Consider the following 23627-nt stretch of genomic DNA (forward strand, 5'->3'; position numbering starts at 1 on the left):
TCCCGTTGCCAGCAAGTCCGAGAACAAGTCTGAGAAGGAGATCAGCCATGCTCATCCTGACCCGCCGTGTCGGCGAAACCCTGATGATCGGAGACGACATCACCGTCACCGTGCTGGGCGTCAAGGGAAACCAGGTCCGAATCGGCGTCAACGCCCCCAAGGATGTCGCTGTGCATCGTGAGGAGATCTACCAGCGCATACAGCGCGAGAAGGCCGATACGGAGGGTGGTGATCAGGAAAGCTGAGACGTGGTCGAGAGACGGTCGCCGTCGGCCCGAAAAAACCATGGAGGTCGCTGGACAATGGCCTTCAGAAACGGTAACATACGCGCCGTGTCGATGAGGGAGAGGTGGCCGAGTGGCTGAAGGCGCTCCCCTGCTAAGGGAGTATGGGGTTTATAGCCCCATCGAGGGTTCGAATCCCTCCCTCTCCGCCAAGTCCCCGAAGACGCATTCATCGGATGCCCGTCGGGAACGGTTTGACACAGTGTGAAGATAGAGCGCCCGTAGCTCAGCTGGATAGAGTACCTGACTACGAATCAGGTGGTCGGAGGTTCGAATCCTCCCGGGCGCGCCATCTTCGAGCGGATCGAATGTGGCTTCGACGGCATCTCGCCTCGTGTCGCATTCCGCGCAGTGAGTCCATCGCTGCCATCAGCGCCCGTAGCTCAGCTGGATAGAGTACCTGACTACGAATCAGGTGGTCGGAGGTTCGAATCCTCCCGGGCGCGCCAGATTCCGACCCGTCCTCGGTCCGAGGGCGGGTCTTCCACTTTCCGGACCCGCATAGTCTGCTGGCCGAGTCGGCGTCGCAGCTCGCACCTCGGTTCCGCGATCGTTTGGGGCGCCGTCACGATGTGACGAGCGCCTCTTTTTTGTCGATGCACTTCCCGTCCGCCCCCGGTGTTCCGGCGCCTGCCCGGCTCGATGCTGTGCGTGCCGCGCCGCCGGAGGGGAGCAGGGTCGCTGCCTGCAGTCCCGCCATCAGGGCGTCCAGGTCGGTGAGGCGCTTGAGTGCCTGGAAGCGGCGCGCCGCTTCGGGGTCTCGCGTGCGCATCTGATTCAGCCACTGCTTCACCAGGGAGGTGACAACCCGGTCGGGGAGTGTGTTACGCTGCAATGCAGCATACTCGGCCAGGAGCTCGCCTCGCCGTGACCAGTCGGTAGGCGGCAGCTGCTCGCCGGTGGCTTGCCAGTGGCGGATGCGCGGGGCGAGCCAGGGATCGGCCAGGGCGCCGCGACCCAGCATGACATCGCGGCAGCCCGAGAGGGTGCGGGCCTTCCAGTAATCCTCGAGGGTCCAGATGTCGCCGTTGGCCACCACCGGGATGTGCAGCCGCTGGCGAATGCGGCCGATCCACTCCCAGTGGGCGGGCGGCCGATAGCCCTCGTCTCGGGTGCGGCCGTGGACCACCAGCTGTCGTGCGCCGCCGTCCTCGGCGGCCAGGGCGCACTCGAGCGCCAGGCGTCGGTCGGCGAAGCCCAGGCGAATCTTGGCCGTCACCGGGATCGCGTCGCCCACTGCGGCATGCACGGCGGTCACGGCGGCCTGCACCCGGCGCGGGTCGCGCAGCAGCGAGGCGCCGCCGTCATGGCGGTTGACCAGTTTCGCCGGGCAGCCGAAATTGAGATCGAGGCTCACGGCGCCCAGTGCGAGTGCCTGGCGGGCGTTGGCGGCCAGGGCCTGGGGGGCGGATCCCAGCAGTTGCAGGTGCACCGCCGTGCCACTGGGCGTGGCCACCCGGGAACTCGCGAGCTCGGGGCAGTGCTTGAGGAAGACGCGAGGCGGCAGGCGAGCGTCCACGACACGCACGAACTCGGTGACCGCCCAGTCGAAGCCGCCGCGGCGCGTCAGAAGGTCGCGGGCCACGGCATCGATGACGCCCTCCATGGGCGCTAGGCCGATGCGGCCGTCATGTAGTAAATTAACAACGCTGATTTCCACCATCTCGCCATTGCAATCTGCCGGGAGTGTGGCAGGTTATACGATCGAAAAAATTACGCAAGCCGCCCTGATCGCGTGAGATAGGCCCCGGCTGGAGACTAGATTCAGGAGAATGCCGCATGCAGGACACCGAGCTTCTACAGGAAGGGCTTGCCCTGATGGGCCTCGGCATGGGCTTTGTTTTTGTTTTTCTTACCGTGCTGGTGATCGTCACCACCCTGATGTCCAAGACCATCGGGCGCTTCTTCCCCGAGCCGGGCCCGTCCGTCCCTGATGGCCCGCGTCCCCCGGCCCCGCGTCAGGAAGACGGCGAACTGATGGTAGTGATCGGCGCCGCCCTGCACCGTCACCGTCAGCGCCATCGCCGCTGAGGCATCTCCTTCCCGGTTTCATCCTCCATCCCATAACGACAAGGTCACTCCCATGACTGACAACACTGCTCGCCCGCTGGGCATCACCGATGTCGTCCTGCGCGATGCCCACCAGTCGCTGTTCGCCACGCGGATGCGCCTGGACGACATGCTGCCCATCGCCGAGAAGCTCGACCGCGTCGGCTTCTGGTCCCTGGAGTCCTGGGGCGGCGCCACCTTCGACGCCTGTATCCGCTACCTCGGCGAGGACCCCTGGGAGCGGATTCGGGCGTTGAAGGAGGTCATGCCCAACACCCCCCAGCAGATGCTGCTGCGTGGCCAGAACCTGCTCGGCTATCGCCACTACGCCGACGACGTGGTCGACCGCTTCGTCGAGCGGGCCCGCACCAACGGCGTCGACGTGTTCCGCGTGTTCGACGCCATGAACGACCCGCGCAACCTCGAGCGCGCCATCCAGGCGGTGCGCAAGGTCGAGGGCCATGCCCAGGGCACGCTGTCCTACACCGTGAGCCCGGTGCACACCCTGGACGGCTGGGTCGAGCTCGGCAAGACCATCGCCGCCATGGGCGCCGACTCCCTGGCGATCAAGGACATGGCCGGCCTGCTCAAGCCCTACGACGCCTATGAACTGGTGTCACGCCTGAAGCAGGCGGTCTCGATTCCCATCCATATGCAGTGTCATGCCACCACCGGCATGTCCACCGCCACCGCGATCAAGGCCGCCGAGGCGGGCATCGACAACGTCGACACCGCCATCTCCTCGATGTCGATGACCTACGGCCACAGCCCCACCGAGTCGGTGGTGGCGATCCTGGCGGGCACCGAGCGTGACACCGGCCTCGATCTCGAGCTGCTCGAGGAGATCGCCGCCTACTTCCGCGAGGTGCGCAAGAAGTACGCCGCCTTCGAGGGCTCGCTGAAGGGCATCGACTCGCGCATCCTGATCGCCCAGGTGCCGGGCGGCATGCTCACCAACATGGAAAGCCAGCTCAAGGAGCAGGGCGCCGGCGACCGGCTCGACGACGTCCTCCAGGAAATTCCCAGGGTGCGGGAAGACCTGGGCTTCATCCCGCTGGTCACCCCGACCTCGCAGATCGTCGGCACCCAGGCGGTGATGAACGTGATGATGGGGGAGCGCTACAAGTCGATCTCCAAGGAGGTCCAGGCGCTGCTCAAGGGCGAGTATGGCGCCGCCCCGTCCGCGTTCAACCAGGAGCTGCAGGCCCGCGTGCTGGAGGGCAAGCAGCCGATCACCTGCCGCCCGGCCGACAACCTCGCCCCGGAGATGGACAGGCTCGCCGCCGAGCTCAAGGAGAAGGCCAAGGCCGAGGGCGTCCGCCTGGCCGAGGGCGAGCGCGAGATCGACGACGTGTTGACCTATGCGCTGTTCCCGCAGATCGGCCTGAAGTTCCTCAAGCACCGCGACGACCCCGACGCCTTCGAGCCGGTGCCCCAGGCCGCCGACAACCCCGGCTCGGCCGCGACGCTGCCGGTCGCCTCGCGGCAGGGCGGCGCTCCCGCCAAGGCGCCGGCCGGCCCCGAGACCTATACCGTCAAGGTCAACGGCAAGGCCTACGTCGTCGAAGTCGCCGAGGGCGGCGAGATCGGTGCCGTCGAGGAGCAGGCCCAGCCCGCCGCCGCACCGGCGCCCGCGCCGAGCGGCGAGGCGATCAGCGCGCCGCTGGCCGGCAACATCTTCAAGGTCAACGTTCGCCAGGGCGACAGCGTCAAGGCCGGCGACGTGGTGATCATCCTCGAGGCCATGAAGATGGAAACCGAGGTGCGTGCCGCCAGTGCCGGCACGGTGTCGGCCATCCGGGTCAACGAGGGCGACAGCGTCGCCGTCGGCGACACCCTGATCGAGCTCTGAGGGTGGCCCCATGGAAAAGTTACTGACGCTATGGGAAGGCTCGGGCCTCTACAACCTGACGCTGGGCCAGGCCGTGATGGTCGTGGTCGGCCTGGTGCTGCTGTGGCTGGCGATCCACAAGCGCTTCGAGCCGTTGCTGCTGGTGCCGATCGGCTTCGGCGGCATCCTGGCCAACATTCCCGAGGCGGGGCTGGCGCTGTCCGCCGCCGAGCAGGCGGCGCACCTGGCGCGCCCCGAGGTGCTGGAACAGCTGGCCGCGGCGCTGCAGTTTGGCCTCGAGCCGGCGAGCGGCGTCGAGGGGTGGCGGCATGAGGTCGCCGAGGTGCTGCATGGTGACACCTCCCCGGCGCTGATCCGCGCGGCCAACGACGTGGCCATGGACGCGGGCTTTGCCCACGGCGTGCTCTACCAGTTCTACAACGTGGCGATCGCCTCGGGCATCGCCCCGCTGGTGATCTTCATGGGCGTGGGCGCGATGACCGACTTCGGCCCGCTGCTGGCCAACCCCCGCACCCTGTTCCTGGGGGCGGCGGCGCAGTTCGGGATCTTCGCCACCCTGCTCGGGGCGGTGGGCATGTCGGCGCTGGGCTGGATGGACTTCTCGCTCAAGCAGGCCGCCGCCATCGGCATCATCGGCGGCGCCGACGGCCCCACCTCGATCTATGTGTCGAGCATCCTGGCGCCGGAACTGCTGGGCGCCATCGCCGTGGCCTCCTACTCCTACATGGCGCTGGTGCCGCTGATCCAGCCGCCGATCATGAAGGCGCTGACCACGAAGCAGGAGCGCGAGATCGCCATGACCCAGCTGCGGCCGGTGTCGAAGCTGGAGAAGGTCGTCTTCCCGCTGTCGCTGCTGATCCTGGTGGTGCTGTTCCTGCCCGATGCCGCGCCGCTGCTGGGGATGTTCTGCTTCGGCAACCTGATGCGCGAGTGCGGGGTGGTCGAACGCCTGAGCGATACGGCACAGAATGCGCTGATCAATATCGTGACCATCTTCCTGGGGCTGTCGGTGGGCTCCAAGCTGATGGCCGATCGCTTCCTGGCCTTCGAGACCCTGGGGATCCTGGGGCTGGGCATGGTGGCCTTCGCCATCGGCACCGCCTGCGGCGTGTTGATGGCCAAGCTGTTGAACACGGTGAGCAAGATGCCGATCAACCCGCTGATCGGCTCGGCGGGGGTCTCGGCGGTGCCGATGGCGGCGCGGGTCTCCAACAAGGTGGGGCTGGAGTCCAACCCGCACAACTTCCTGCTGATGCATGCCATGGGGCCCAACGTGGCCGGGGTAATCGGCTCGGCGGTGGCCGCCGGGGTGATGATCAAGTACTTGGGGTGATGAGGTTGACCCGACCGCGCAGCCGGGCCTCCAGCGAAGCCAGGTCGACGTCGGTGTCTCGCGGCCAGCCGACGGTCAGCAGCACGCCGTCGGCGCCGTAGGCGGCCCGCTCCACGGGGATGGCGTGGCCGGCCAGCCAGGCGCGGGCCTCGGCCTCGCCGGCGAAGTCGACCTGCAACTGCAGTGGGGTGCGTTCGACGACCTCGCGCCGGGGCAGGCCCTCCAGCGCCCGGGCGACCGCCTGGGCGTAGGCCCGGGCCAGGCCGCCGGTGCCGAGCTTGGTACCGCCGAAGTAGCGGGTGACCACGCAGCCCACCTGGCCGAGGCCGGCACCGGCGAGGACCTGGAACATGGGGCGGCCGGCGGTGCCGCCGGGCTCGCCGTCGTCGGAGAAGCCGATCGCGGCCTGCTCGCCGGGCGGGCCGGCGATGAAGGCGCTGCAGTGGTGGCTGGCAGTGGGGTGGGTGCGGCGCGCCGCGGCCAGCAGGGTATCGAAGGCGGCGGTGTCGGGGGCATGGCAGAGCCAGGCGATAAAGCGGCTCTTCTCCACTTCCAGCTCGCTCTCGCGCCACTGCCCGACGGGGATGTCGGGCACCGCATAGCGCATCAGGCGGCCAGCCCCGTCTGGCGCACCACGCCCATCACCAGCCCCAGCACCTGGATGTCGCTGTTCTTCAGGTAGATGGGGGCCATGCTCTCGTTGGCCGGTTGCAGGCGGACGCCCGATTTCTCGATATAGAGCTTCTTCAGGGTGACCTCCTGGTCGTTGATCATTACCACGGCGGTCTCGCCGTTCTCGGCGCTCTCCTGCCGTTCGATGATGATCACATCCCCGTCGAAGATGTTGCAATCGATCATCGAGTCACCGCGCACCTTCAGCGCGTAGGTATTGCGGCGCACCATGCGCGAGGGCACGTGAATGCTGCCGGCGTCCAGGCAGGCCTCGATGGGCAGCCCCGCCGAGACCCGGCCGAGCAGCGGTACCTCGACCAGTTCGTCCCGGTTCAGGTCGTCGTCCTCGATGGCCTCCCAGGCCTCCGCCAGTGGCAGGTTGGGCCGGCGATGCAGGAACTGCGGTATGACCTCTGGCATGATGCGTCTCTCCTGTCGGCAGACCGGTGGATAAACCCCTGTCGATACGTACAGTGAATCTGAAGCATAGCAGGGAGCCGGGATCTGGCAAGGGCCGGCCTCCGACGGAAGCGTTGATGCAGGTCAACTGCGACCGGCTGACGCACGAGCTCCGCTGGCAGCAAAAGCCCTTTCCGTGTAGAGTTCCGGGCGAAATCCCCCATGCCGGGAGAGTGCCTTGCCCCTGCGTCTTGAAGCCCGTGAGCTGGCTTGTGAGCGTGATGATCGCTGGCTGTTCGAGGATCTCGATCTGGACATTCGCGCCGGCGAGATCGTGCGGGTCGAAGGACCCAACGGCAGCGGCAAGACCACGCTGCTCAAGATCCTGTCGGGGCAGCTGACCGACTATCGGGGCGAGCTGTTCTGGAACGGGATGCCGATGCGCCGGGCGCGTGGCGACTTCCTCGCCAGCCTGCTCTATCTGGGCCATGCGCCGGGCATCAAGGCCGCCCTGACGCCGCTGGAGAATCTCGCCTGGTACCAGGCGCTGGCCGGCGAGGCCGGTGACGAACGGGCGCGTCTGGTGGCGTTGGAAGGCGTGGGGCTCGCCGGCTTCGAGGACGTGCCGACGGGACAGCTCTCGGCAGGGCAGCAGCGCCGCGTGGCGCTGGCCCGGCTGGACCTGACGCCGCGGCCGCTGTGGGTGCTCGACGAGCCCTTCACCGCCATCGACCGTGACGGTGTGACGGCCCTCGAGGCGCGCCTCGTCGCCCATGCGCGAGCCGGGGGGTGCGTGCTGGTCACCACCCACCATGAGCTGCGGGCCACCGATGAGCTGACGCGTATCCGTCTCGGTCGGGGAGGGGACGATGCCCGGCACTGAGACACCGATGACCGACACCGAGGCGGCCATGGCCCTCCATCGGGAACCTCACGGCGGCCTGGTGGTCGCATTGCGGGCGACCCTGAAGCGCGATCTGGTCCTGCTGCTGCGTCGGCGCAGCGAGGTGCTCAACCCGCTGGTGTTCTTCGCGCTGGTGATCACCCTGTTCCCGATCGGCATCTCGCCGGATCCGGAGCTGCTGGCCACCATCGCCCCCGGCCTGCTGTGGGTCGCGGCGCTGCTGGCGGCCCTGCTCTCGCTGGACACCCTGTTTCGCGGCGACTACGACGACGGCTCTCTCGAGCAGTTGTTGCTCACGCCCCAGCCGTTGGCCGCCCTGGGGCTCGCCAAGGTGGCGGTGCACTGGCTGCTCACCGGCCTGCCGCTGGCCATGATGGCGCCGGTGCTCGGCATCATGCTGTCGCTGCCGGCCGGCAGCTATGGGGTGCTGGCCCTGTCGCTGGCGCTGGGTACCGCCAGCCTGAGCCTGATCGGGGCCATCGGGGCGGCCCTGACGGTGGGGCTCGCGCGCGGCGGCGTGCTGCTCTCGCTGCTGGTGCTGCCACTCTATATACCGGTGTTGATCTTCGGCGCCGGTGCCGTGCAGGCGGCGATCCTGGGCGATGGCGTTGCGGCGCATCTGGCCATTCTCGGCGCTCTGCTGGCGGTGACGCTGATGTTCGCCCCCTGGGCGATTGCCGCGTCGCTGCGAATCAGTATCAACGGTTGAGGAATTGACGAGGCATGTGGGCCTTCATTCACAAGCTCGGGTCACCGAAGTGGTTCTACGCCATCAGCGCCCGCCTGCAACCCTGGTTCTGGGCCGCGGCGGCGCTGTTGCTGCTGGTCGGCAGCGTCTGGGGGCTGGCCTTCGCGCCGGCCGACTACCAGCAGGGCAACAGCTTCCGCATCATCTACGTGCACGTGCCGGCGGCCTTCCTGGCCCAGTCGATCTTCGTCGCCATGGCGGTGGCCGGGTTGATCTTCATGGTCTGGAAGATCAAGGTCGCCGACATGGCGGCGGCGATGATGGCGCCGCTGGGCGCGGCCATGACCTTCATCGCGCTGTTCTCCGGGGCGGTGTGGGGCGTACCCACCTGGGGCACCTGGTGGATGTGGGATGCCCGCCTGACCTCGATGCTGATCCTGCTGTTCCTCTACTTCGGCGTGATCGCCCTGCGCGGCGCCTTCGCGAGCCGCGACAGCGCCTCCCGGGCCGCCTCGGTACTGGCGATGGTCGGCGTGATCAACATCCCGATCATCAAGTACTCGGTGGACTGGTGGTACACCCTGCATCAGCCGGCCACCTTCACCGTCACCTCGCGTCCGACCATGCCCGTGGAGATGTGGTTGCCGCTGTTGATCATGGTGCTGGGGTTCTACAGCTTCTTCATCGCCCTGACGCTGATGCGCACTCGCAGCGAGATCCTGCGCCGCGAGTCGACCAAGCGCTGGGTGCGTGACCTGGCCGCGGAGGAGGCGTGATGGCCTTCGCGACCTTCGGCGAGTTTCTTGCCATGGGCGGCCACGGCCCTTACGTCTGGGCCGCCTGGGCCGTCACCGCGGCACTCCTCGGGGGGATCGTGCTGCACGCCCGCAGCGAGCGTCGCCACCTGCTGCGCCACCTGCAGCGCCGGGCGCGGCGCGAGCGGCGGCTCGTCGGCGGCGAGGCAACGGTTTCCCATCAGAGGGGTGCACACAACGATGACACCTAAACGCAAGCAGAAGCTGTTCGTGATCCTGGGGCTGGTCTCCCTGGCGGCCATTGCCGTGGGCCTGGCCCTCTACGCCCTGCGCAGCAACATCAACCTGTTCTTCAGCCCGGTGCAGATCGCCGCCGGGGAGGCCCCCTTCGAGCGCCAGATCCGTGCCGGCGGCATGGTCAAGGAGGGCACGGTGTCGCGCGACCGCGAGAGCCTCGAGGTGGTGTTCACCGTGACCGACTACGTCGATGACCTCGAGGTGCGCTACAGCGGGATCCTTCCCGACCTGTTCCGCGAGGGGCAGGGCGTGGTGGTGGTCGGCGAGCTCCAGAGCGACGGCTGGCTCAGGGCCGACCAGGTGCTGGCCCGCCACGACGAGAACTACATGCCGCCGGAAGTGGCCCAGGCCCTGGAGGAGGCCGGTTACTCGCCCGCCGACTACCAGGCCAAGGCCGCCGAGGTGGGCAAGCGGCTCGACGCCCAGGGCGACGGCGCCGGCCAGAACTGATCCGGAGTGTCCATGCAGACCCTGATGATCCCCGAAATCGGCCACTACGCCCTGATCATCGCCCTGCTGATGGCGGTGGTCCAGGGGGTGATGCCCCTGGCCGGCGCGGCGACCCGCCGTCCGCTGTGGATGGCCTATGCGCGGCCCATGGCCACCGGCCAGTTCCTGTTCCTGGCCATCGCCTACGCCTGCCTGACCGCCAGTTACCTGCTCGACGACTTCAGCGTGGCCAACGTCGCCAACAACTCCAACTCCATGCTGCCCTGGTACTACAAGGCCAGCGCCGTGTGGGGCAATCACGAGGGCTCGGTGCTGCTGTGGAGCCTGATCCTGGCGGCCTGGTCCTTCGCCGTGAGCCGCTTCTCCCGGGAACTGCCCCGCGACATGCTGGCCCGGGTGCTGGGCGTGATGGGGCTGGTCAGCGTGGGCTTCCTGGCCTTCGTGCTGGTCACCTCCAACCCCTTCGAGCGGTTGCTGCCCAACATTCCCCAGGACGGTGCCGACCTCAACCCGCTGCTGCAGGACTTCGGGCTGATCGTGCACCCGCCGATGCTCTACATGGGCTACGTGGGCTTCTCGGTGGTCTTCGCCTTCGCCATCGCGGCGTTGCTGGGCGGGCGCCTGGACGCCGCCTGGACCCGCTGGGCGCGGCCCTGGACCAACATCGCCTGGGCCTTCCTCACCGTGGGCATCGCGCTGGGCAGCTGGTGGGCCTACTACGAGCTCGGCTGGGGCGGCTGGTGGTTCTGGGACCCGGTGGAGAACGCCTCGCTGCTGCCCTGGCTGGCCGGCACCGCGCTGATCCACTCCCTGGCCGTCACCGAGAAGCGCGGCGCCTTCAAGAGCTGGACGGTGCTGCTGGCGATCACCACCTTCTCGTTGTCGCTGATGGGCACCTTCCTGGTGCGCTCGGGCGTGCTCACCTCGGTGCACGCCTTCGCCAACGACCCCGCCCGCGGGCTCTTCATCCTGGTGCTGCTGGGCATCACCGTGGGCCTCTCGCTGCTGCTGTTCGCCCTGCGCGCCCCCCGGGTCAGCCACCAGGTCGGCTTCGGCTGGCTGTCGCGGGACGCCCTGCTGCTGATCAACAACATCCTGCTGGTGATCATGACCGTCACCGTGTTGCTGGGCACGGTCTATCCGCTGCTGCTCGATGCCCTGAACCTGGGCAAGATCAGCGTGGGCCCCCCCTACTTCAATGCCCTCTTCGTGCCGTTGACGGTGATGCTCTGCCTGTTCATGGGCCTCGGCCCCCTGGCCCGCTGGAAGCATACCGACAGTGGCGACCTGCTGCGGCGCAGCTGGCTCGCCGGGCTCGTCGCCCTGGTCATCGGCGCGGCCGCCCCGCTGCTCTACCGCGGCGAGTGGAACCTCAAGGTGAGCCTGGGGGTGGTGGTGGCGCTGTGGATCGTGCTGCCCATGCTGCGCGACCTCTGGACCAGGACGCGTCACTCGTCCGGCCGCCTGGCCGGCGTGAAGCGGCTGTCGCTGGCCTACTGGGGGATGATCCTCGGGCACCTGGGGATGGCGGTGACCATCGTCGGCGTCACCGTGGTCTCCAACTACGCCATCGAGCGCAACGTGCGGATGGGCGTGGGCGATAGTGTCCAGGTGGCCGGCTACACCTTCACCATGACCGACCTGGCCAGCCGCCGGGGGCCGAACTACCTGGCAGATGCCGCCGAGGTCGAGGTGCGGCGCGGCGACAGCCGGCGCAGCTTCACCATGACCCCCGAGAAGCGTCTCTATATCGCCCGCGGCATGCCGATGACCCAGGTCGCGCTGCGCCCGGGACTGTTCCGTGACCTCTACGTGGCCATGGGCGAGGACCTGGACGACGGCAGCTGGGCCATGCGTGTCCAGTACAAGCCCTTCGTGCGCTGGCTGTGGCTGGGGGCGCTGCTGATGGCCGCCGGTGGCGTGCTGGCGGTGGTCGACCGGCGCTACCGGCGCAGCGTCACCGCCCGCGATCCGGAACGGGCCCCGGCCGAGAAGTCCCGGGAGGCCACCGCATGAAGCGTCGCCTGCTGCTGTTGCTGCCGCTTGTCGGCTTCCTGGTGCTCGGCGTCTTCCTCTACATGGGGCTGTCGATCAACCCCTTCGAGCGTGACTCGGCGCTGATGGCCCGCGACTTCCCGGCCTTCGAGCTCCCCACCCTGGAAGACCCCGAGCGGGTGGTGGACGCGTCGCTGCTCGAGGGCGAAGTCACCCTGGTCAACGTCTGGGGCGAATGGTGCCCGACCTGCAAGCAGGAGATGCCCCAGTTGCTCGACCTCGCCGAGCGCGGCGTGCGCCTGGTAGGGATCGACTACAAGGACACCCGCGAGAAGGGCAGCGAGTTCCTCGACGAGTTCGGCAACCCCTTCGAGGTCAACATCTTCGACCCGGACGGGACCCTGGGCTTCGACCTGGGGGTCTATGGCGCCCCGGAGACCTTCCTGGTCGATCGCGACGGGGTGATCCGCTACCACCACACCGGCTACATCAAGCCGGAGGACGTACGCGACACGATACTGCCGGAGGTGGAGAAATGGCGCTGATGATGCGATGGCTGCTCTGCGCCCTCCTGCTGCTGCCGGCCCTGGGCCAGGCGGCGGTGGAGATCCGCGAGTTCGACGACCCGGTGACCGAGCAGCGCTACCGGGATCTCACCGCCACCCTGCGCTGCCCCAAGTGCGAGAATCAGGCGATCGACGACTCCGACTCGCCCATCGCCGGTGACATGCGCGATCGGGTCTACGTGCTGCTCCAGGAGGGTCGCTCCGACAAGGAGATCCTCGACTTCATGGTCAATCGCTTCGGTGACTATGTGCTCTACAATCCACGGCTCGAGGGCCGCACCCTGCTGTTGTGGGGCCTGCCCGCGGCCCTGGTGCTGCTCGGTGCCCTGGTGGTGATCCTCCTGGTGCGCGCCCGCCGCCGCACGGCGTCCCGGCGCCTGAGCGCCGAGGAGCGCGCCCGCCTCGACGCCCTGATCAATCGCGAGAGGACCGAATGACCCTGCTCTGGATCGCCTTCGCCGTCCTGCTGTTACCGGCCCTGTGGCTGCTGGTGTCGCCGCTGCGGCGTGCGCGTGCCCTGCGCGACGCCCAGCGCGACTTCGAGGCCAACGACCGCTCCGCCGATCAGAACCTGGCCATCTATCGCCGTCGGCTGGCCTCGCTGGAGGCCGCCCGGGAGCGCGGCGACATCGACCAGGCCCGCTTCGAGGAGGACCGCCTCGAGCTCGAGCGCAGCCTGCTCGAGGACACCGAGAGCCTCGGGCGCGCCCCGCTCAAGCCCTCCGCCGCCGGCAGGCTCGTGGTGCCGGTGGTGATGGTGATGGTGGTGGTCGCCAGCGTGCTCTGGTATCAGCACGAAGGCGCCGAGGGCGACCTCGCCCTGCTGGGGGTGCGGCAGGAGGTGGTGAACCATCCCGACGGCTCGATGGCGATGATGATCGAGCGTCTCGAGGAGCAGGCCGCTCGCCAGCCGAGCAACCCCAACGTCTGGATGATGCTGTTCCCGCTCTACCGCGATGCCGGCCGGGCCGACCAGGCGATCGATGCCCTGGAGCGACTGATCGAGATCGAGGGCCGCCATGCATCGCTGCTCGGCCAACTGGCCCAGATCGAGTTCTTCGCCGCCGACCGTCGGCTCACCGACGAGGTGCAGGCACTGGTCGACGAGACCCTGGCGCTGGACTCCAGCCAGCCCACCGTGCTCGGCATCCTCGGCATCGCGGCCTTCGACCGCGGCGACTACGAGACGGCCATCGACAACTGGCGGCGCGCCATCGCCGGCATGGATGACCCGGCCTCCGGCGAGGCCCTGCGCGAGGGCATCCGCGTGGCCCAGCAGCGCCTGGGGGTGGCGCCGGAAGAGCGGGAACAGGCCGCCGCCGAGGGGCCCGGCATCCATGTGCGGGTGAGCCTCGACGACGCTCTCGCCGATCGCGTCGACGACGATGCCGCGGTGTTCGTGGTGGCCCGGGACATGGAGGGCGAACTGCCGCCGCTGGCCGTGGCCCGGCTGAGCCTCGGCGACCTGCCGGCCGACCTGGTGCTCGATGACAGCCGCGCGATGTCTTCCGAGGCGAGCCTCTCCCGGGTGAGCCAGGCGCGACTGGTGGTGCGCGTCTCGCCCAGCGGCGAGGCGACTCCCCAGGCCGGCGACCTGTTCGGTGACCGCGAGGGCGTGCCGGTGGGCAGCGTCGACGGCGCGCCCGTCGAGCTGGTGATCGACCGGGTCTTCGAATGATGGCCACGGGCTAGCGGAGGAGTCAGCAGGGATGCGCCTCAAGTCGATTCGCCTGGTAGGGTTCAAGTCGTTCGTCGATCCGGTCACCGTGCCCTTCGACGGCAACATGACCGCCATCGTCGGCCCCAACGGCTGCGGCAAGTCGAACATCATCGACGCCGTGCGCTGGGTGATGGGCGAATCCTCGGCCAAGACCCTGCGCGGCGAGTCGATGACCGACGTCATCTTCAACGGTTCCACCGGCCGCAAGCCGGTGGGGCAGGCCTCCATCGAACTGCTGTTCGACAACCGCGACGGCACCATGGGCGGGATCTACGCCCAGTATGCCGAGATCGCCGTCAAGCGCCTGGTCACCCGCGACGCCCAGTCGAGCTACTTCTTCAACGGCCAGAAGTGTCGTCGCCGCGACATCGCCGACCTCTTCCTCGGTACCGGCCTCGGGCCGCGTTCCTACGCCATCATCGGCCAGGGCATGATCTCGCGGCTGATCGAGGCGCGTCCCGAGGAGCTGCGCGCCACCCTCGAGGAGGCCGCCGGCATCTCCAAGTACAAGGAGCGCCGCCGCGAGACCGAGAACCGCATGCGCCGCACCCAGGAGAACCTGGAGCGCCTGGAGGACATCCGCGAGGAGCTCGACAAGCAGCTCGAGCGCCTGAGGCGCCAGGCCGAGGCCGCCCGTCGTTACCAGACCCTCAAGCAGGAGGAGCATCGGGTCAAGGGCGAGCTGGCGCTGCTGCGCGCCCGCGCCCTGCGCGCCAGCCAGGCCGAGGAGGAGACCCGCGTCCGCGAGCTGGAGACCGGCGTCGAGCGCGAGGTGCTGGGGCTGCGCCAGTGCGAGACCCGCCTCGAGGAGGCCCGCGCCGACCACGATCGCCTGGCCTCCGAGCTCGATGCCCAGCAGGCACGCTTCTACGAGACCACCACCGCCATCGCTCGCCTCGAGCAGGACATCGAGCACGCCCGCTCCCGGGACGCCCAGCTCGCCCGTGACCTGGAGAACGCCCGGCGCGAGCTCGTCGAGCTCGACCGCCTGGGCGAGGACGACGGCGACCGCCTGGCGCGGCTCGACGAGCGCCTCGAGATCCTGGCCCCCGAGCGCGAGGAGGTCGCCGAGCGGCTCGCCGAGCTCGAGGCTGGCCTCGAGGACGCCGAGCCCCTGGCCGAGGAGACCGATGCCGCCTGGGAGGCCTTCAACGAGCAGTGGCGGGAGCAGAGCCGCGAGGCGGAGCGCGCCCAGGACCGCCTGCGCGAGCTCGAGGGGCGGCTCGAGCGCCTCGAGGCCGACGCGCGTCGCCGCCGCCAGCAGCACGAGGAGCTGCCCGACATCGCCCTGCTCGCCGGGCAGCGCGGCGAGCTGGCCGAGCGCCTGGCCGAGCTGGCGCTGTCGCGCGAGGCGGTGGAGGAGCGCCGCGAAGCGCTCCAGGCGGGCCGCGACGAGGCCCGGGAGCGGGTCCGCCAGGCCGAGGCCGAGCGCGAGGCGGACCGCCAGCGGCGCAGTACCCTGCAGGGCGAACTGGCCTCGCTGGAGGCGCTGATCCAGGCGGGCCTGGCCGATCACGACGAGGCACTCGACACCCACCTGGCCGAGCACGGCCTGGCCGAGGCCCCGCGCCTGGGCGAGAGCCTCGAGGTCGAGCCCGGCTGGGAAGAGGCCGTCTCCTGGGTGCTCGCCCCCTGGCTGCGGGCCCGACTGGGCCCGCTTGGCGAGGGGCGCGCCGCCCTCGATGGTGCCCCCGGCGAGCTCGGCCTGCTCGAGGCCGGAGAGGACGCCGCCCCGTCGCAGAGTCTCGCCGCTCGTGTGCGGGGCGCCGGCGCCGCCGCCCAATGGCTGGCTGGCATCCGCTGTGTCGAGTCCCGCGCAGCGGCCTGGGCGGCTCGCGAGTCGCTGGCGCCAGGCGAGAGCCTGATCACCGCCGACGGCCTCTGGCTGGGCACGGGCTGGGCCCGCCACCGTGGTGGGGGCGAGGGGCTCGACGCCCTGCTGGTCAGCCGTCGCCGCGAGGCCGAGGCCCGCGCCGAACTCGAGATCGTCGAGGCGCGCCTCGACGAACAGCAAGCGCGCCTCGCCGACGCCGCCGAGCGGGTCGAACAGACCGAAACGGCCCTGGAGGCGACGCGGCTGGAGGAGCGCGACCTCGACCAGCAGCACCAGCAGCTTGCGGTGCAGGACAGCGGGCTGGCCAGTCGCCTCGAGCACCTGGAAGGGCGGGCCGCCGAGCTCGCCGAGGAGCTCGCCGGGCTCGGCGAGGCGCGCGAGGAGGCGCTGCTGGCCATCGAGGAGGTGCGCGACCGCTGGCAGCAGGCCATGGCGCGGCTCGAGGAGGGGGCCGAACGGCGCGAGCGGCTCGACCGCGAGCGCGGCGAGGCCCGCGAGCGGCTCGCCTCGCTACGGGGACGCCAGCGCCCGCTGGCCGAGAAGGTCCAGCAGCTCGCCCTGGAGCAGGAGCGCCTGACCACCGAACGCTCCGGGCTCGCCGAGCAGCAGGGCCGCGCCGGTGAGGCGCGGGAGCGCCTCGAACTGCGTGCCGCCGAGCTCGAGGAGGAGCGCGAGTTGCTGCGCGAGCCCGAGGAGGAGCGCCGCGAGCGCCTCGACGAGTTGCTCGATCGCCGCGAGCGCGAGGAGCGCGCGCTCAACGAGGTACGAGGCCGGGCCGCCGAGCTGGTCGAGCGATTGCGCGAGGACGAGCAGGCGCGGCAGGCTCACGAGCGCAACCTCGAGGGCATCCGCGAGCGGCTGCAGGAGGCGCGGATGCAGGTCCAGGCGCTCAGCCTCAAGGCCGAGACCCAGGACGAGCAGCTCCGGGAGCTGGGCCACGACGAGCGCGAGCTGGCCGAGTCGCTCGATCCCAACGCCACCGAATCCGCCTGGCAGGCCCGCCTCGAGGAGCTCGGCGAGCGCATCCGCCGGCTCGGTGCCATCAACCTGGCGGCCATCGAAGAGTACGACCAGCAGGCCGAGCGCCGCGACTACCTGGAGGCCCAGCACGCCGAACTCAGCGAGGCGCTGGAGACCCTCGACCGGGCGATCCGCCGCATCGATCAGGAAACCCGCACCCGTTTCCGCGAGACCTTCGAGCGAGTCAATGCCGGCCTGCAGGCCCTTTTCCCGCGAGTCTTCGGTGGTGGAACCGCATGGTTGACCCTGACCGGTGAGGATTTACTCGAGACCGGCGTGGCCATCATGGCCAGGCCACCGGGCAAGAAGAACAGCACCATTCATCTGTTGTCCGGTGGCGAAAAGGCCCTCACCGCCTTGTCGATGGTCTTCGCGATCTTCCAGCTCAATCCGGCCCCCTTCTGCATGCTCGACGAGGTGGATGCACCTCTCGATGATGCCAATGTGGGTCGCTACGCCAAGCTGGTGAAGGAGATGTCGGAGTCGGTCCAGTTCATCTATATCACCCACAACAAGATCGCCATGGAGGCGTCGGAACGTCTCATGGGGGTGACCATGCAGGAGCCGGGGGTTTCCCGCCTGGTGGCAGTGGGCGTCGAGGAGGCCGCGGCGCTCGCCGAGGCCTGACGGACTTGATCGTGAACGGCAAAAGGGGTAACAAGGAAGGTAATGTTGCTGCATTGCATGGATGCACAGGGATTATGGAAGGGCGATTGCACAGGGCACCGTCGACTCTCGGCAGGAAAATGCCAGGCTTGACAAACAAAAAAGTGGCCCTTTTTTTGGCAATCGCGCTATGCTGTTGACGGACAACCATCAGGCATGGCGCCTTAGCAAAAGGCATGACGACCCATGGAACTTAGAGAGTGGCTGATCATCCTGGGGTTGGCGCTGGTGACCCTCATCGTCATCGATGGGGTGCGTCGCCTGCAGCGTCAGCGTCGAATCCCTCGTCTCGACGAGGTGGAAGGCGACGCCCGAGGGCAGGACCTCGACCCCGAAGCGGCGGCCCGCGAGGCTGAAATCAACTGGGAGCTGCCCAACGGAGGGGCGCGAGTCGTCAGGCCCGCGGACTACAGTGGCATGCAACCCATGCCCAAGCTCGAGCGCCGGGAACATCCCGGCCCTTCGCGTGTGCTGGCGGGCTTCAAGGCCAACGCCGGGCAGGAGGCGACCGCGCAATCGCGGACGTCCGCCGAGCCGGCCGAGGCGGTGAATGCCGCAGCGGCCCACCGTGACCAGGCCCCGACGCCGCGGGTGGAGCCGGAGGCCATCGCGCCTGCGGACGAAGCAGAGCAGCGAGTCGCCAAGCGAGAGGCAGTCAGCGAAGCGTCGGGCACCGAGAGTACCGAGGCCCGCTCACCCAACCGCCGGCACGAAGCCGCCGCGGCGGTTTCGGGAGCCACGCAGGCAGAGCCGAGCGAGCCGGCCGGCGTCGAGCGTCGCGAGCCCAGCCTCTCGGCGCTGGAAGACGAGGCGTCCATGGCGAGCGTGACGGGATCGGAGCCCCTGGCTGCGGATCCCGAGGATCATGACGATCACCAGGATGCCGAGCGCTATCGGCTGGTCGACCTCGACGGGATGAGTGACTCGCTCAAGAGTGGCACGCTGCGGGTAGGGGCCTCCATGCAACGTTTCGGTGCGTCGCTGCAGAAGTCCATTGCCGAGCGTCGTGAGCAGAAGCGGCTCGAGAAGCAGCGTCGCGAGCAGGAAAGGGCCGAGAAGGCCGCGCGCGATGCCGAGCAGCGACGCCAGGCCGAAACGGCGAAGGCTGCCCGCGAGGAGGAGCGTCGCCGGCTCGAGGCCGAGGCGATCGAGCAAGCCGACGATGACGACCCATTGTTCGCCCCGCCCCGGCTGCGCGATGCCGAGGCGCTGCCGTCGGATGCGTACGCCTCCCGGCGCCCCGACGGCGACGCGTCGGTACGTGAAGCGCCCGGTGACGAGGCCGCGGCGCAGGAGGAGCCCTTCCGGCAGAGCGATGTGGTGCGTGCCCACCCGGTGCTCGAGAAGGCGCTGCGTCACGACGTCAGCGCCGAGCATGCCCGGCACGCGCTCAGCCACGCCGAGGAGATCATCGTCATCAGCGTGATGTCCCGCGACGAGCAGGGCTTCTCCGGCACCGCGCTGCTCGACCTGATGCTCGCCTGCGGGCTGCGCTACAGTCGCGACATGGGCATCTTCCATCGCTTCGAGACCGAGGACCCGGAGAGTCAGCTGCAGTTCTCGATGGTCAACGTGATCAAGCCCGGCACCTTCCCCATCGAGGCCATGGGCGACTTCCGCACGCCTGGCGTGACCCTGCTGATGCCCCTGCCGGGGGCCAGCGACACCGGGGCCGCCTTCGAGGCGATGGTCGAGACCGCCATGGTCGTCGTGCGTCACCTGGGCGGCGAGTTGAAGGACGAGAACCAGAGTGTGATGACCGCCCAGACCGTGGGATTCGCCCGCCAGCGGGTCCAGGAGTTCGAGCGGCGCAATCGTCTCAATCGCTATCAGGTGAATTAGCGGTAAGCCGTAAGCTTGAAGCTGGAAGACAACCCCCGGTGGCGTCCCACCGGGGGTTGTCGCTTTGATAAGCTAGGGAATCACGCTGGCTTCGAGCTTCGAGCTTCGAGCTTCGAGCTTCGAGCTTCGAGCTTCGAGCTTCGAGCTTCGCGGCCCTCGCTATAAACCGGGAACCAGGACTCAATGACCCAGCCCGACAAGGACATTCTCGCCGAGGCGTCGCGCCTGCGTGCCGAACTCGACGACGCCAATTTTCGCTACTACGTGCTCGACGAACCGCGCCTGACCGATGCCGACTACGACCGCCGGCTGCGCCGCCTGCAGGAGATCGAGACCGAGTACCCCGAGCTCGCGACCCCCGATTCGCCCACCCAGCGGGTCGGCGCGGCGCCGGCGGCCGGCTTCCCCGAAATCCAGCATGCCGTGCCCATGCTGTCGCTGGACAACGCCTTCAACGAGGAGGAGCTCAGCGCCTTCGTCAAGCGGGTCGCCGACCGCCTCGAGACCGACGGCGAGGCGCTTGCCTTCTGCTGCGAGCCCAAGCTCGACGGCGCCGCGGTGTCGCTGGTCTACGAGCGGGGCGAGCTGGTCAGTGGTGCCACCCGCGGCGACGGCCGCACCGGCGAGGGCATCACCTCCAACCTGCGTACCCTGCGCTCCATCCCGCTCAGGCTGCGCGGCAGCGATCACCCGGCACTGCTGGAGGTGCGTGGCGAGGTGATCATGAGCCATGACGGCTTCGAGGCGCTGAACGACAAGGCCCGCGAGGAGGGCGGCAAGGTCTTCGCCAACCCGCGCAACGCCGCCGCCGGCAGCCTGCGCCAGCTCGACCCCAGGATCACCGCCACACGGCCGCTGGAGTTCAGCGCCTACCAGGTAGCGCGGATCGAGCCGGACCAGGGGGACACCGCCCACAGCGAGCTGATGGCGCACCTCGGCGAGCTGGGCTTCCGTACCAGCAAGGCCCTCGAGGTAGTCACCGGCAGCGAGGGCCTGATCGACTACTGTCGCCGCCTGGGCGAGCGGCGCGATGCCCTGGGCTACGACATCGACGGGGTGGTGATCAAGGTCGACGATCTGCGCCTGCAGCGCGAACTCGGCTTTGTCGCCCGGGCGCCACGCTGGGCCATCGCCTTCAAGTTCCCCGCCCAGGAGCAGACCACCCGCCTCAACGACGTGGAGTTCCAGGTCGGGCGCACCGGGGCCATCACCCCGGTGGCGCGGCTCGAGCCGGTCTCGGTGGCCGGCGTCACGGTCTCCAACGCCACCCTGCACAACGCCGACGAGATCGCCCGCCTGGGCGTGATGATCGGTGACACCGTGGCCATCCGCCGCGCCGGCGACGTCATTCCCCAGGTGGTGCGGGTGTTGGAGGAGGAGCGCCCGGCCGATGCCCGGGAGATCGTCTTCCCCGAGCGCTGCCCGGTGTGCGACTCCGAGATCGAGCGCCTCGAGGGCGAGGTCGTCTCGCGCTGCTCCGGCGGGCTCTTCTGCGCCGCCCAGCGCAAGGAGGCGCTCAAGCACTTCGCCTCCCGGCGGGCCATGGACATCGACGGCCTGGGCGAGAAGCTGATCGACCAACTGGTCGAGCGCGACTGGGTCACCACCCCGGCGGACCTGTTCCGGCTCGAGGCCGAGCGCCTCGCCGAACTGCCGCGCATGGCGCAGAAGTCCTCCGAGAACCTGGTCGCGGCGCTGGAGAAGGCCAAGAACACCACCTTGCCGCGCTTCATCTTCGCCCTGGGCATCCGCGAGGTAGGCGAGGCCACCGCCGCCAACCTGGCACGCCACTTCGGCACCCTGGAGGCACTGATGGGGGCCGAGGTCGAGGCCCTCGAGGCCGTCGATGACGTGGGCCCGGTGGTGGCGGCCCATGTGCACACCTTCTTCCGCCAACCCCACAACCGCGAGACCATCGACGCCCTCCGCGCCCAGGGCGTGACCTGGGCCGAGGAGGAGGTCGGCGAGCGTCCCCAGCCGCTGGCGGACCAGACCTGGGTGCTCACCGGCACCCTGGAGAGCATGACCCGCGACGAGGGCAAGGCGCGGCTGCAGGCGCTGGGCGCCAAGGTCGCCGGCAGCGTCTCGAAGAAGACCGCCGCGGTGGTGGCCGGCCCGGGCGCCGGCAGCAAGCTCGAGAAGGCCATGCAGCTCGGCGTGGAGGTGCTCGACGAGGACGCCTTCCTCGCCCGGCTCGAGGCCTGGGAGAACGGAGAGGAAGCGCAATGAATGACGGTCGCTTTATCGAGGTGCCCCATCGCATGCTGCCGGGCGAGACCCTGGAGGCCCTGCTCGAGGCCTTCGTCACCCGCCAGGGCTACGACACCACCGACACCGGCGAGGGCATGCGCGGCTGGGTCGCCGAGCTCAAGCGCCAGCTCGAGCGCGGCGACCTGCTGATCGCCCACGACCTCGAGACCGAGACCACCGAGGTGATGACCCTGGCCCAGTGGCGTGCCTTCGGCCGCGACCTGGCCGACGACGAGGAAGAAGGCTAGGCAGTTTTCGCACCGGACCCGGGAGGCCCGGGCCCGGCGCGATCAAGCCCGATCGCCGGGGGACTCGCCGATGATCGCGGGGTCGAAGGGCGGGCGGGAGAAGATGCGCCGCACCATCGGTGCGAAATACTCGAGGGGCCGGGTGGGATAGTCGGGGTCGAAGGACGCCTGGTCCCAGCGCTCGCAGAAGTCCACGCAGCGCTGGTAGCAGGGGTGATGCCGGTAGCTGTCGCGTTCCAGCGGATCCCCGCCGAAGTGGTGGATGTAGTAGTAGTTCTGGAACAGGCCGTGGTGCTCGATCACCCAGGTGACCTCGGCGCTGACATAAGGGCGGAGGATCGAGGCGGCGTACTGGGAGTGGTTGTGCGGCGCCAGGTCGTCGCCGAGGTCGTGGATCAGGGCGGCGACGATCATCTCCTCGTCCTCGCCGTCGTCCTCGGCGCGGCTGGCGGACTGCAGCACATGCTCGAGACGCGAGACCCGATACCCGCTCAGGGTGTTCTCCAGCCCGCGCAGGGAGGCGAGGATGCGCTCGGGCAATCCCTCGATGTAGGCTTCCTCGAGCCGTTCGAGCAGCAGGTAGTCCTCGCGGGTGCCGTCCTTCATGCGGGTGAAGCTCACTTGCGGGGTGTCGTCGGTGGTCATGGTGGGACCTCTCTCGTGCAGGGGGGCGGGGCTCAGCGGCACAGGGCGCGGTAACGCCCGGTGGGCCCGTCACGGTCGATATAGCAGCCCTGCAGGTGGCGCAGGCCCTCGTTCGGCTCGTAGGCCGTGCGGCCATGCAGCACGCGATTGTTGTCGAACATCATCAGCTCGCCGGCCCGCAGCGGGAAGGCCAGGCGGTGATCGGGATGCGAGAACAGCTCGCCGAGGCGGCGACGGGCGCGCTGGAAGCGGCGGGTCGTGGCCACGTCCATCAGCGGCAGGGCATCCAGCCGGGGACTGTAGTGCACCCCCGTCAGGCGACCCGCCGCATCCAGGTGGAGCATGGGGCGGTGCTCGATGAGCTCCACGTCATCATCGACGAAACGGAAGCGCACCGGGGTGGTGGCCAGCAGGCGGTAGCCCTCGGGATCCTCGGCGCGCAGCCGCTCGGCGACGGAGAGGCTGTCGACCAGGGTGGAGAGCCCCCCGGACGTCTCGTTGACCAGGCAATGCAGCAGCTGGATGCCCGGCACCGGATTGCGGTAGGGATTGTCGGTATGCGGGGCCAGGGGCACCGGCCGATAGGCCAGGTCGTTAGACCGGGGGCGGGAGAAGACCTCGAAGTACCGGCCGAAGTTGGTCGAACGCACACGGCCATAGGTCTCGCCGACCTCGACCAGGGTGCCGCCCTCCGTCGGTACCTTCTCGAGGATGATCACGCCGTAGCGCAGATAGGCCTCGAGGGAGTCGCGGAAACGGCCTCGGTCCGCCAACCGCTCCCAGTCGAAGGTGAAGGCCTCGCGGTCGATGCCGGCATCCCAGGGCAGCGGCTCGGGCAGGCCGTCGTCGGGGTCGAACTCGACGGCCAGGCGCGTCAGGTCGTAGACCCCGGTATGACCGTCGCTGAACGACAGCCGGGCGCGCTGCTCGCCCAGGGCCTCGGCGGCGATCAGCCGCAGGTCCTCCTCGAGGTCGTGAGGGTTGAACAGGCGCTGCTGGGTCACCGCATCGAGGCTCGCGGCGTCCTGGCTGCGCTCGCGCAGCCACAGGGCGGGCAACTCGGTTCGCCGCCCGGTGTCGACCATGAAGACGCCGGGGGGATGCGCCTGGACCTGGAACTGGGGGTTCGACATCATACTGGCTCTCGCTCCGGGACAA

General features: G+C 69.0%; 22 protein-coding genes and 3 tRNA genes. 20 read left to right on the forward strand and 5 right to left on the reverse strand.

Annotated features, from left to right (window positions below):
- The first annotated feature begins 47 nt into the window (after positions 1-47).
- From csrA to QLQ85_RS16400, 4 genes are all read left to right on the forward strand, one after another.
- Complete coding sequence (csrA, locus tag QLQ85_RS16385) at positions 48-245, forward strand: carbon storage regulator CsrA (protein WP_282739968.1); 198 nt, start codon at positions 48-50, stop codon at positions 243-245.
- Between the two features lie 98 nt (positions 246-343).
- Positions 344-436 (forward strand) — tRNA-Ser (locus tag QLQ85_RS16390).
- Between the two features lie 63 nt (positions 437-499).
- Positions 500-576, forward strand: a tRNA-Arg gene (locus QLQ85_RS16395).
- A gap of 80 nt (positions 577-656) precedes the next feature.
- A tRNA-Arg gene (locus QLQ85_RS16400) sits at positions 657-733 on the forward strand.
- Between the two features lie 116 nt (positions 734-849).
- Here the strand turns inward: QLQ85_RS16400 and QLQ85_RS16405 are convergent.
- Positions 850-1890 carry a tRNA dihydrouridine synthase gene (locus tag QLQ85_RS16405; protein ID WP_282739969.1) on the reverse strand — a complete coding sequence of 347 codons (1041 nt, stop codon included), beginning with the start codon at positions 1888-1890 and terminating at the stop codon, positions 850-852.
- 173 nt (positions 1891-2063) lie between these two features.
- Here QLQ85_RS16405 and QLQ85_RS16410 point away from each other — a divergent pair, with 173 nt between their 5' ends.
- The 3 genes from QLQ85_RS16410 to QLQ85_RS16420 are packed head-to-tail and all read left to right on the forward strand — an operon-like array spanning position 2064 to position 5518.
- The gene (locus tag QLQ85_RS16410) at positions 2064-2315 is read left to right on the forward strand and encodes an OadG family protein (RefSeq protein ID WP_282739970.1); all 252 of its coding nucleotides are present in this window, start codon (positions 2064-2066) and stop codon (positions 2313-2315) included.
- Positions 2316-2367: 52 nt separating this feature from the next.
- Positions 2368-4185, forward strand: coding sequence for a sodium-extruding oxaloacetate decarboxylase subunit alpha (oadA, locus tag QLQ85_RS16415; RefSeq protein ID WP_282739971.1), 1818 nt, complete (start codon positions 2368-2370; stop codon positions 4183-4185).
- 10 nt (positions 4186-4195) lie between these two features.
- Positions 4196-5518, forward strand: coding sequence for a sodium ion-translocating decarboxylase subunit beta (locus QLQ85_RS16420; RefSeq protein ID WP_282739972.1), 1323 nt, complete (start codon positions 4196-4198; stop codon positions 5516-5518).
- On the opposite strand, the gene QLQ85_RS16425 is transcribed toward QLQ85_RS16420, so the two are convergent.
- Both QLQ85_RS16425 and lexA read right to left on the reverse strand, forming a co-directional pair.
- Entirely contained in the window at positions 5502-6125 is a 624-nt protein-coding gene (locus QLQ85_RS16425) for an IMPACT family protein (protein ID WP_282739973.1), read from the reverse strand. The genes QLQ85_RS16420 and QLQ85_RS16425 overlap by 17 nt on opposite strands.
- Positions 6125-6610: a transcriptional repressor LexA gene (lexA, locus tag QLQ85_RS16430; RefSeq protein ID WP_282739974.1), complete on the reverse strand. Its 486-nt coding sequence runs from the start codon at positions 6608-6610 to the stop codon at positions 6125-6127. Before lexA ends, QLQ85_RS16425 begins: the two co-directional genes overlap by 1 nt.
- 217 nt (positions 6611-6827) lie before the next feature.
- Here lexA and ccmA point away from each other — a divergent pair, with 217 nt between their 5' ends.
- The 13 genes from ccmA (at position 6828) to QLQ85_RS16495 (ending at position 21824) form a co-directional block, all read left to right on the forward strand.
- Entirely contained in the window at positions 6828-7472 is a 645-nt protein-coding gene (gene ccmA, locus QLQ85_RS16435; RefSeq protein ID WP_282739975.1) for a cytochrome c biogenesis heme-transporting ATPase CcmA, read from the forward strand.
- Positions 7473-7479: 7 nt separating this feature from the next.
- The gene (ccmB, locus tag QLQ85_RS16440) at positions 7480-8202 is read left to right on the forward strand and encodes a heme exporter protein CcmB (protein ID WP_282740007.1); all 723 of its coding nucleotides are present in this window, start codon (positions 7480-7482) and stop codon (positions 8200-8202) included.
- 14 nt (positions 8203-8216) lie between these two features.
- Complete coding sequence (locus QLQ85_RS16445) at positions 8217-8957, forward strand: heme ABC transporter permease (protein WP_282723304.1); 741 nt, start codon at positions 8217-8219, stop codon at positions 8955-8957.
- The gene (gene ccmD / locus QLQ85_RS16450; protein ID WP_282739976.1) at positions 8957-9187 is read left to right on the forward strand and encodes a heme exporter protein CcmD; all 231 of its coding nucleotides are present in this window, start codon (positions 8957-8959) and stop codon (positions 9185-9187) included. Before QLQ85_RS16445 ends, ccmD begins: the two co-directional genes overlap by 1 nt.
- Entirely contained in the window at positions 9177-9683 is a 507-nt protein-coding gene (gene ccmE / locus QLQ85_RS16455; RefSeq protein WP_282739977.1) for a cytochrome c maturation protein CcmE, read from the forward strand. The genes ccmD and ccmE overlap by 11 nt, the downstream gene beginning before the upstream one ends.
- A 24-nt stretch (positions 9684-9707) precedes the next feature.
- Positions 9708-11699, forward strand: coding sequence for a heme lyase CcmF/NrfE family subunit (locus tag QLQ85_RS16460; protein WP_456070616.1), 1992 nt, complete (start codon positions 9708-9710; stop codon positions 11697-11699).
- Entirely contained in the window at positions 11696-12223 is a 528-nt protein-coding gene (locus QLQ85_RS16465; protein ID WP_282739979.1) for a DsbE family thiol:disulfide interchange protein, read from the forward strand. Before QLQ85_RS16460 ends, QLQ85_RS16465 begins: the two co-directional genes overlap by 4 nt.
- Positions 12214-12681, forward strand: a complete 468-nt coding sequence (locus QLQ85_RS16470; RefSeq protein WP_282723299.1) for a cytochrome c-type biogenesis protein — start codon at positions 12214-12216, stop codon at positions 12679-12681. Before QLQ85_RS16465 ends, QLQ85_RS16470 begins: the two co-directional genes overlap by 10 nt.
- The gene (ccmI, locus tag QLQ85_RS16475) at positions 12678-13922 is read left to right on the forward strand and encodes a c-type cytochrome biogenesis protein CcmI (protein WP_282739980.1); all 1245 of its coding nucleotides are present in this window, start codon (positions 12678-12680) and stop codon (positions 13920-13922) included. Before QLQ85_RS16470 ends, ccmI begins: the two co-directional genes overlap by 4 nt.
- A gap of 31 nt (positions 13923-13953) precedes the next feature.
- A complete protein-coding gene (gene smc, locus QLQ85_RS16480) occupies positions 13954-17445 on the forward strand; it encodes a chromosome segregation protein SMC (RefSeq protein ID WP_282739981.1) in 3492 nt (1163 codons plus the stop codon).
- A gap of 225 nt (positions 17446-17670) precedes the next feature.
- On the forward strand, positions 17671-19326 hold the full coding sequence (gene zipA, locus QLQ85_RS16485) for a cell division protein ZipA (protein ID WP_282739982.1): 1656 nt from the start codon (positions 17671-17673) through the stop codon (positions 19324-19326).
- Between the two features lie 183 nt (positions 19327-19509).
- Entirely contained in the window at positions 19510-21555 is a 2046-nt protein-coding gene (gene ligA / locus QLQ85_RS16490) for an NAD-dependent DNA ligase LigA (RefSeq protein WP_282739983.1), read from the forward strand.
- Positions 21552-21824, forward strand: a complete 273-nt coding sequence (locus QLQ85_RS16495; protein WP_282739984.1) for a YheU family protein — start codon at positions 21552-21554, stop codon at positions 21822-21824. Before ligA ends, QLQ85_RS16495 begins: the two co-directional genes overlap by 4 nt.
- Before the next feature lie 42 nt (positions 21825-21866).
- Here QLQ85_RS16495 and QLQ85_RS16500 read toward each other — a convergent pair whose 3' ends face one another.
- Both QLQ85_RS16500 and QLQ85_RS16505 read right to left on the reverse strand, forming a co-directional pair.
- Complete coding sequence (locus QLQ85_RS16500; protein ID WP_282739985.1) at positions 21867-22469, reverse strand: HD domain-containing protein; 603 nt, start codon at positions 22467-22469, stop codon at positions 21867-21869.
- Between the two features lie 32 nt (positions 22470-22501).
- On the reverse strand, positions 22502-23605 hold the full coding sequence (locus tag QLQ85_RS16505) for a TauD/TfdA family dioxygenase (protein ID WP_282739986.1): 1104 nt from the start codon (positions 23603-23605) through the stop codon (positions 22502-22504).
- Positions 23606-23627: the final 22 nt, after the last annotated feature.

Source organism: Halomonas kalidii, from assembly GCF_030010475.1.
Classification (GTDB): domain Bacteria; phylum Pseudomonadota; class Gammaproteobacteria; order Pseudomonadales; family Halomonadaceae; genus Halomonas; species Halomonas heilongjiangensis.

Excerpts from the sequence above, each read along its gene's own strand:
- csrA (WP_282739968.1), top strand. The coding sequence starts at position 48 with ATGCTCATCCTGACCCGCCGTGTCGGCGAAACCCTGATGATCGGAGAC.
- QLQ85_RS16405 (WP_282739969.1), bottom strand. The coding sequence starts at position 1,890 with ATGGAGGGCGTCATCGATGCCGTGGCCCGCGACCTTCTGACGCGCCGC.
- QLQ85_RS16410 (WP_282739970.1), top strand. The coding sequence starts at position 2,064 with ATGCAGGACACCGAGCTTCTACAGGAAGGGCTTGCCCTGATGGGCCTC.
- oadA (WP_282739971.1), top strand. The coding sequence starts at position 2,368 with ATGACTGACAACACTGCTCGCCCGCTGGGCATCACCGATGTCGTCCTG.
- QLQ85_RS16420 (WP_282739972.1), top strand. The coding sequence starts at position 4,196 with ATGGAAAAGTTACTGACGCTATGGGAAGGCTCGGGCCTCTACAACCTG.
- QLQ85_RS16425 (WP_282739973.1), bottom strand. The coding sequence starts at position 6,125 with ATGCGCTATGCGGTGCCCGACATCCCCGTCGGGCAGTGGCGCGAGAGC.
- lexA (WP_282739974.1), bottom strand. The coding sequence starts at position 6,610 with ATGCCAGAGGTCATACCGCAGTTCCTGCATCGCCGGCCCAACCTGCCA.
- ccmB (WP_282740007.1), top strand. The coding sequence starts at position 7,480 with ATGACCGACACCGAGGCGGCCATGGCCCTCCATCGGGAACCTCACGGC.
- QLQ85_RS16445 (WP_282723304.1), top strand. The coding sequence starts at position 8,217 with ATGTGGGCCTTCATTCACAAGCTCGGGTCACCGAAGTGGTTCTACGCC.
- ccmD (WP_282739976.1), top strand. The coding sequence starts at position 8,957 with ATGGCCTTCGCGACCTTCGGCGAGTTTCTTGCCATGGGCGGCCACGGC.
- ccmE (WP_282739977.1), top strand. The coding sequence starts at position 9,177 with ATGACACCTAAACGCAAGCAGAAGCTGTTCGTGATCCTGGGGCTGGTC.
- QLQ85_RS16460 (WP_456070616.1), top strand. The coding sequence starts at position 9,708 with ATGATCCCCGAAATCGGCCACTACGCCCTGATCATCGCCCTGCTGATG.
- QLQ85_RS16465 (WP_282739979.1), top strand. The coding sequence starts at position 11,696 with ATGAAGCGTCGCCTGCTGCTGTTGCTGCCGCTTGTCGGCTTCCTGGTG.
- QLQ85_RS16470 (WP_282723299.1), top strand. The coding sequence starts at position 12,214 with ATGGCGCTGATGATGCGATGGCTGCTCTGCGCCCTCCTGCTGCTGCCG.
- ccmI (WP_282739980.1), top strand. The coding sequence starts at position 12,678 with ATGACCCTGCTCTGGATCGCCTTCGCCGTCCTGCTGTTACCGGCCCTG.
- smc (WP_282739981.1), top strand. The coding sequence starts at position 13,954 with ATGCGCCTCAAGTCGATTCGCCTGGTAGGGTTCAAGTCGTTCGTCGAT.
- zipA (WP_282739982.1), top strand. The coding sequence starts at position 17,671 with ATGGAACTTAGAGAGTGGCTGATCATCCTGGGGTTGGCGCTGGTGACC.
- ligA (WP_282739983.1), top strand. The coding sequence starts at position 19,510 with ATGACCCAGCCCGACAAGGACATTCTCGCCGAGGCGTCGCGCCTGCGT.
- QLQ85_RS16495 (WP_282739984.1), top strand. The coding sequence starts at position 21,552 with ATGAATGACGGTCGCTTTATCGAGGTGCCCCATCGCATGCTGCCGGGC.
- QLQ85_RS16500 (WP_282739985.1), bottom strand. The coding sequence starts at position 22,469 with ATGACCACCGACGACACCCCGCAAGTGAGCTTCACCCGCATGAAGGAC.
- QLQ85_RS16505 (WP_282739986.1), bottom strand. The coding sequence starts at position 23,605 with ATGATGTCGAACCCCCAGTTCCAGGTCCAGGCGCATCCCCCCGGCGTC.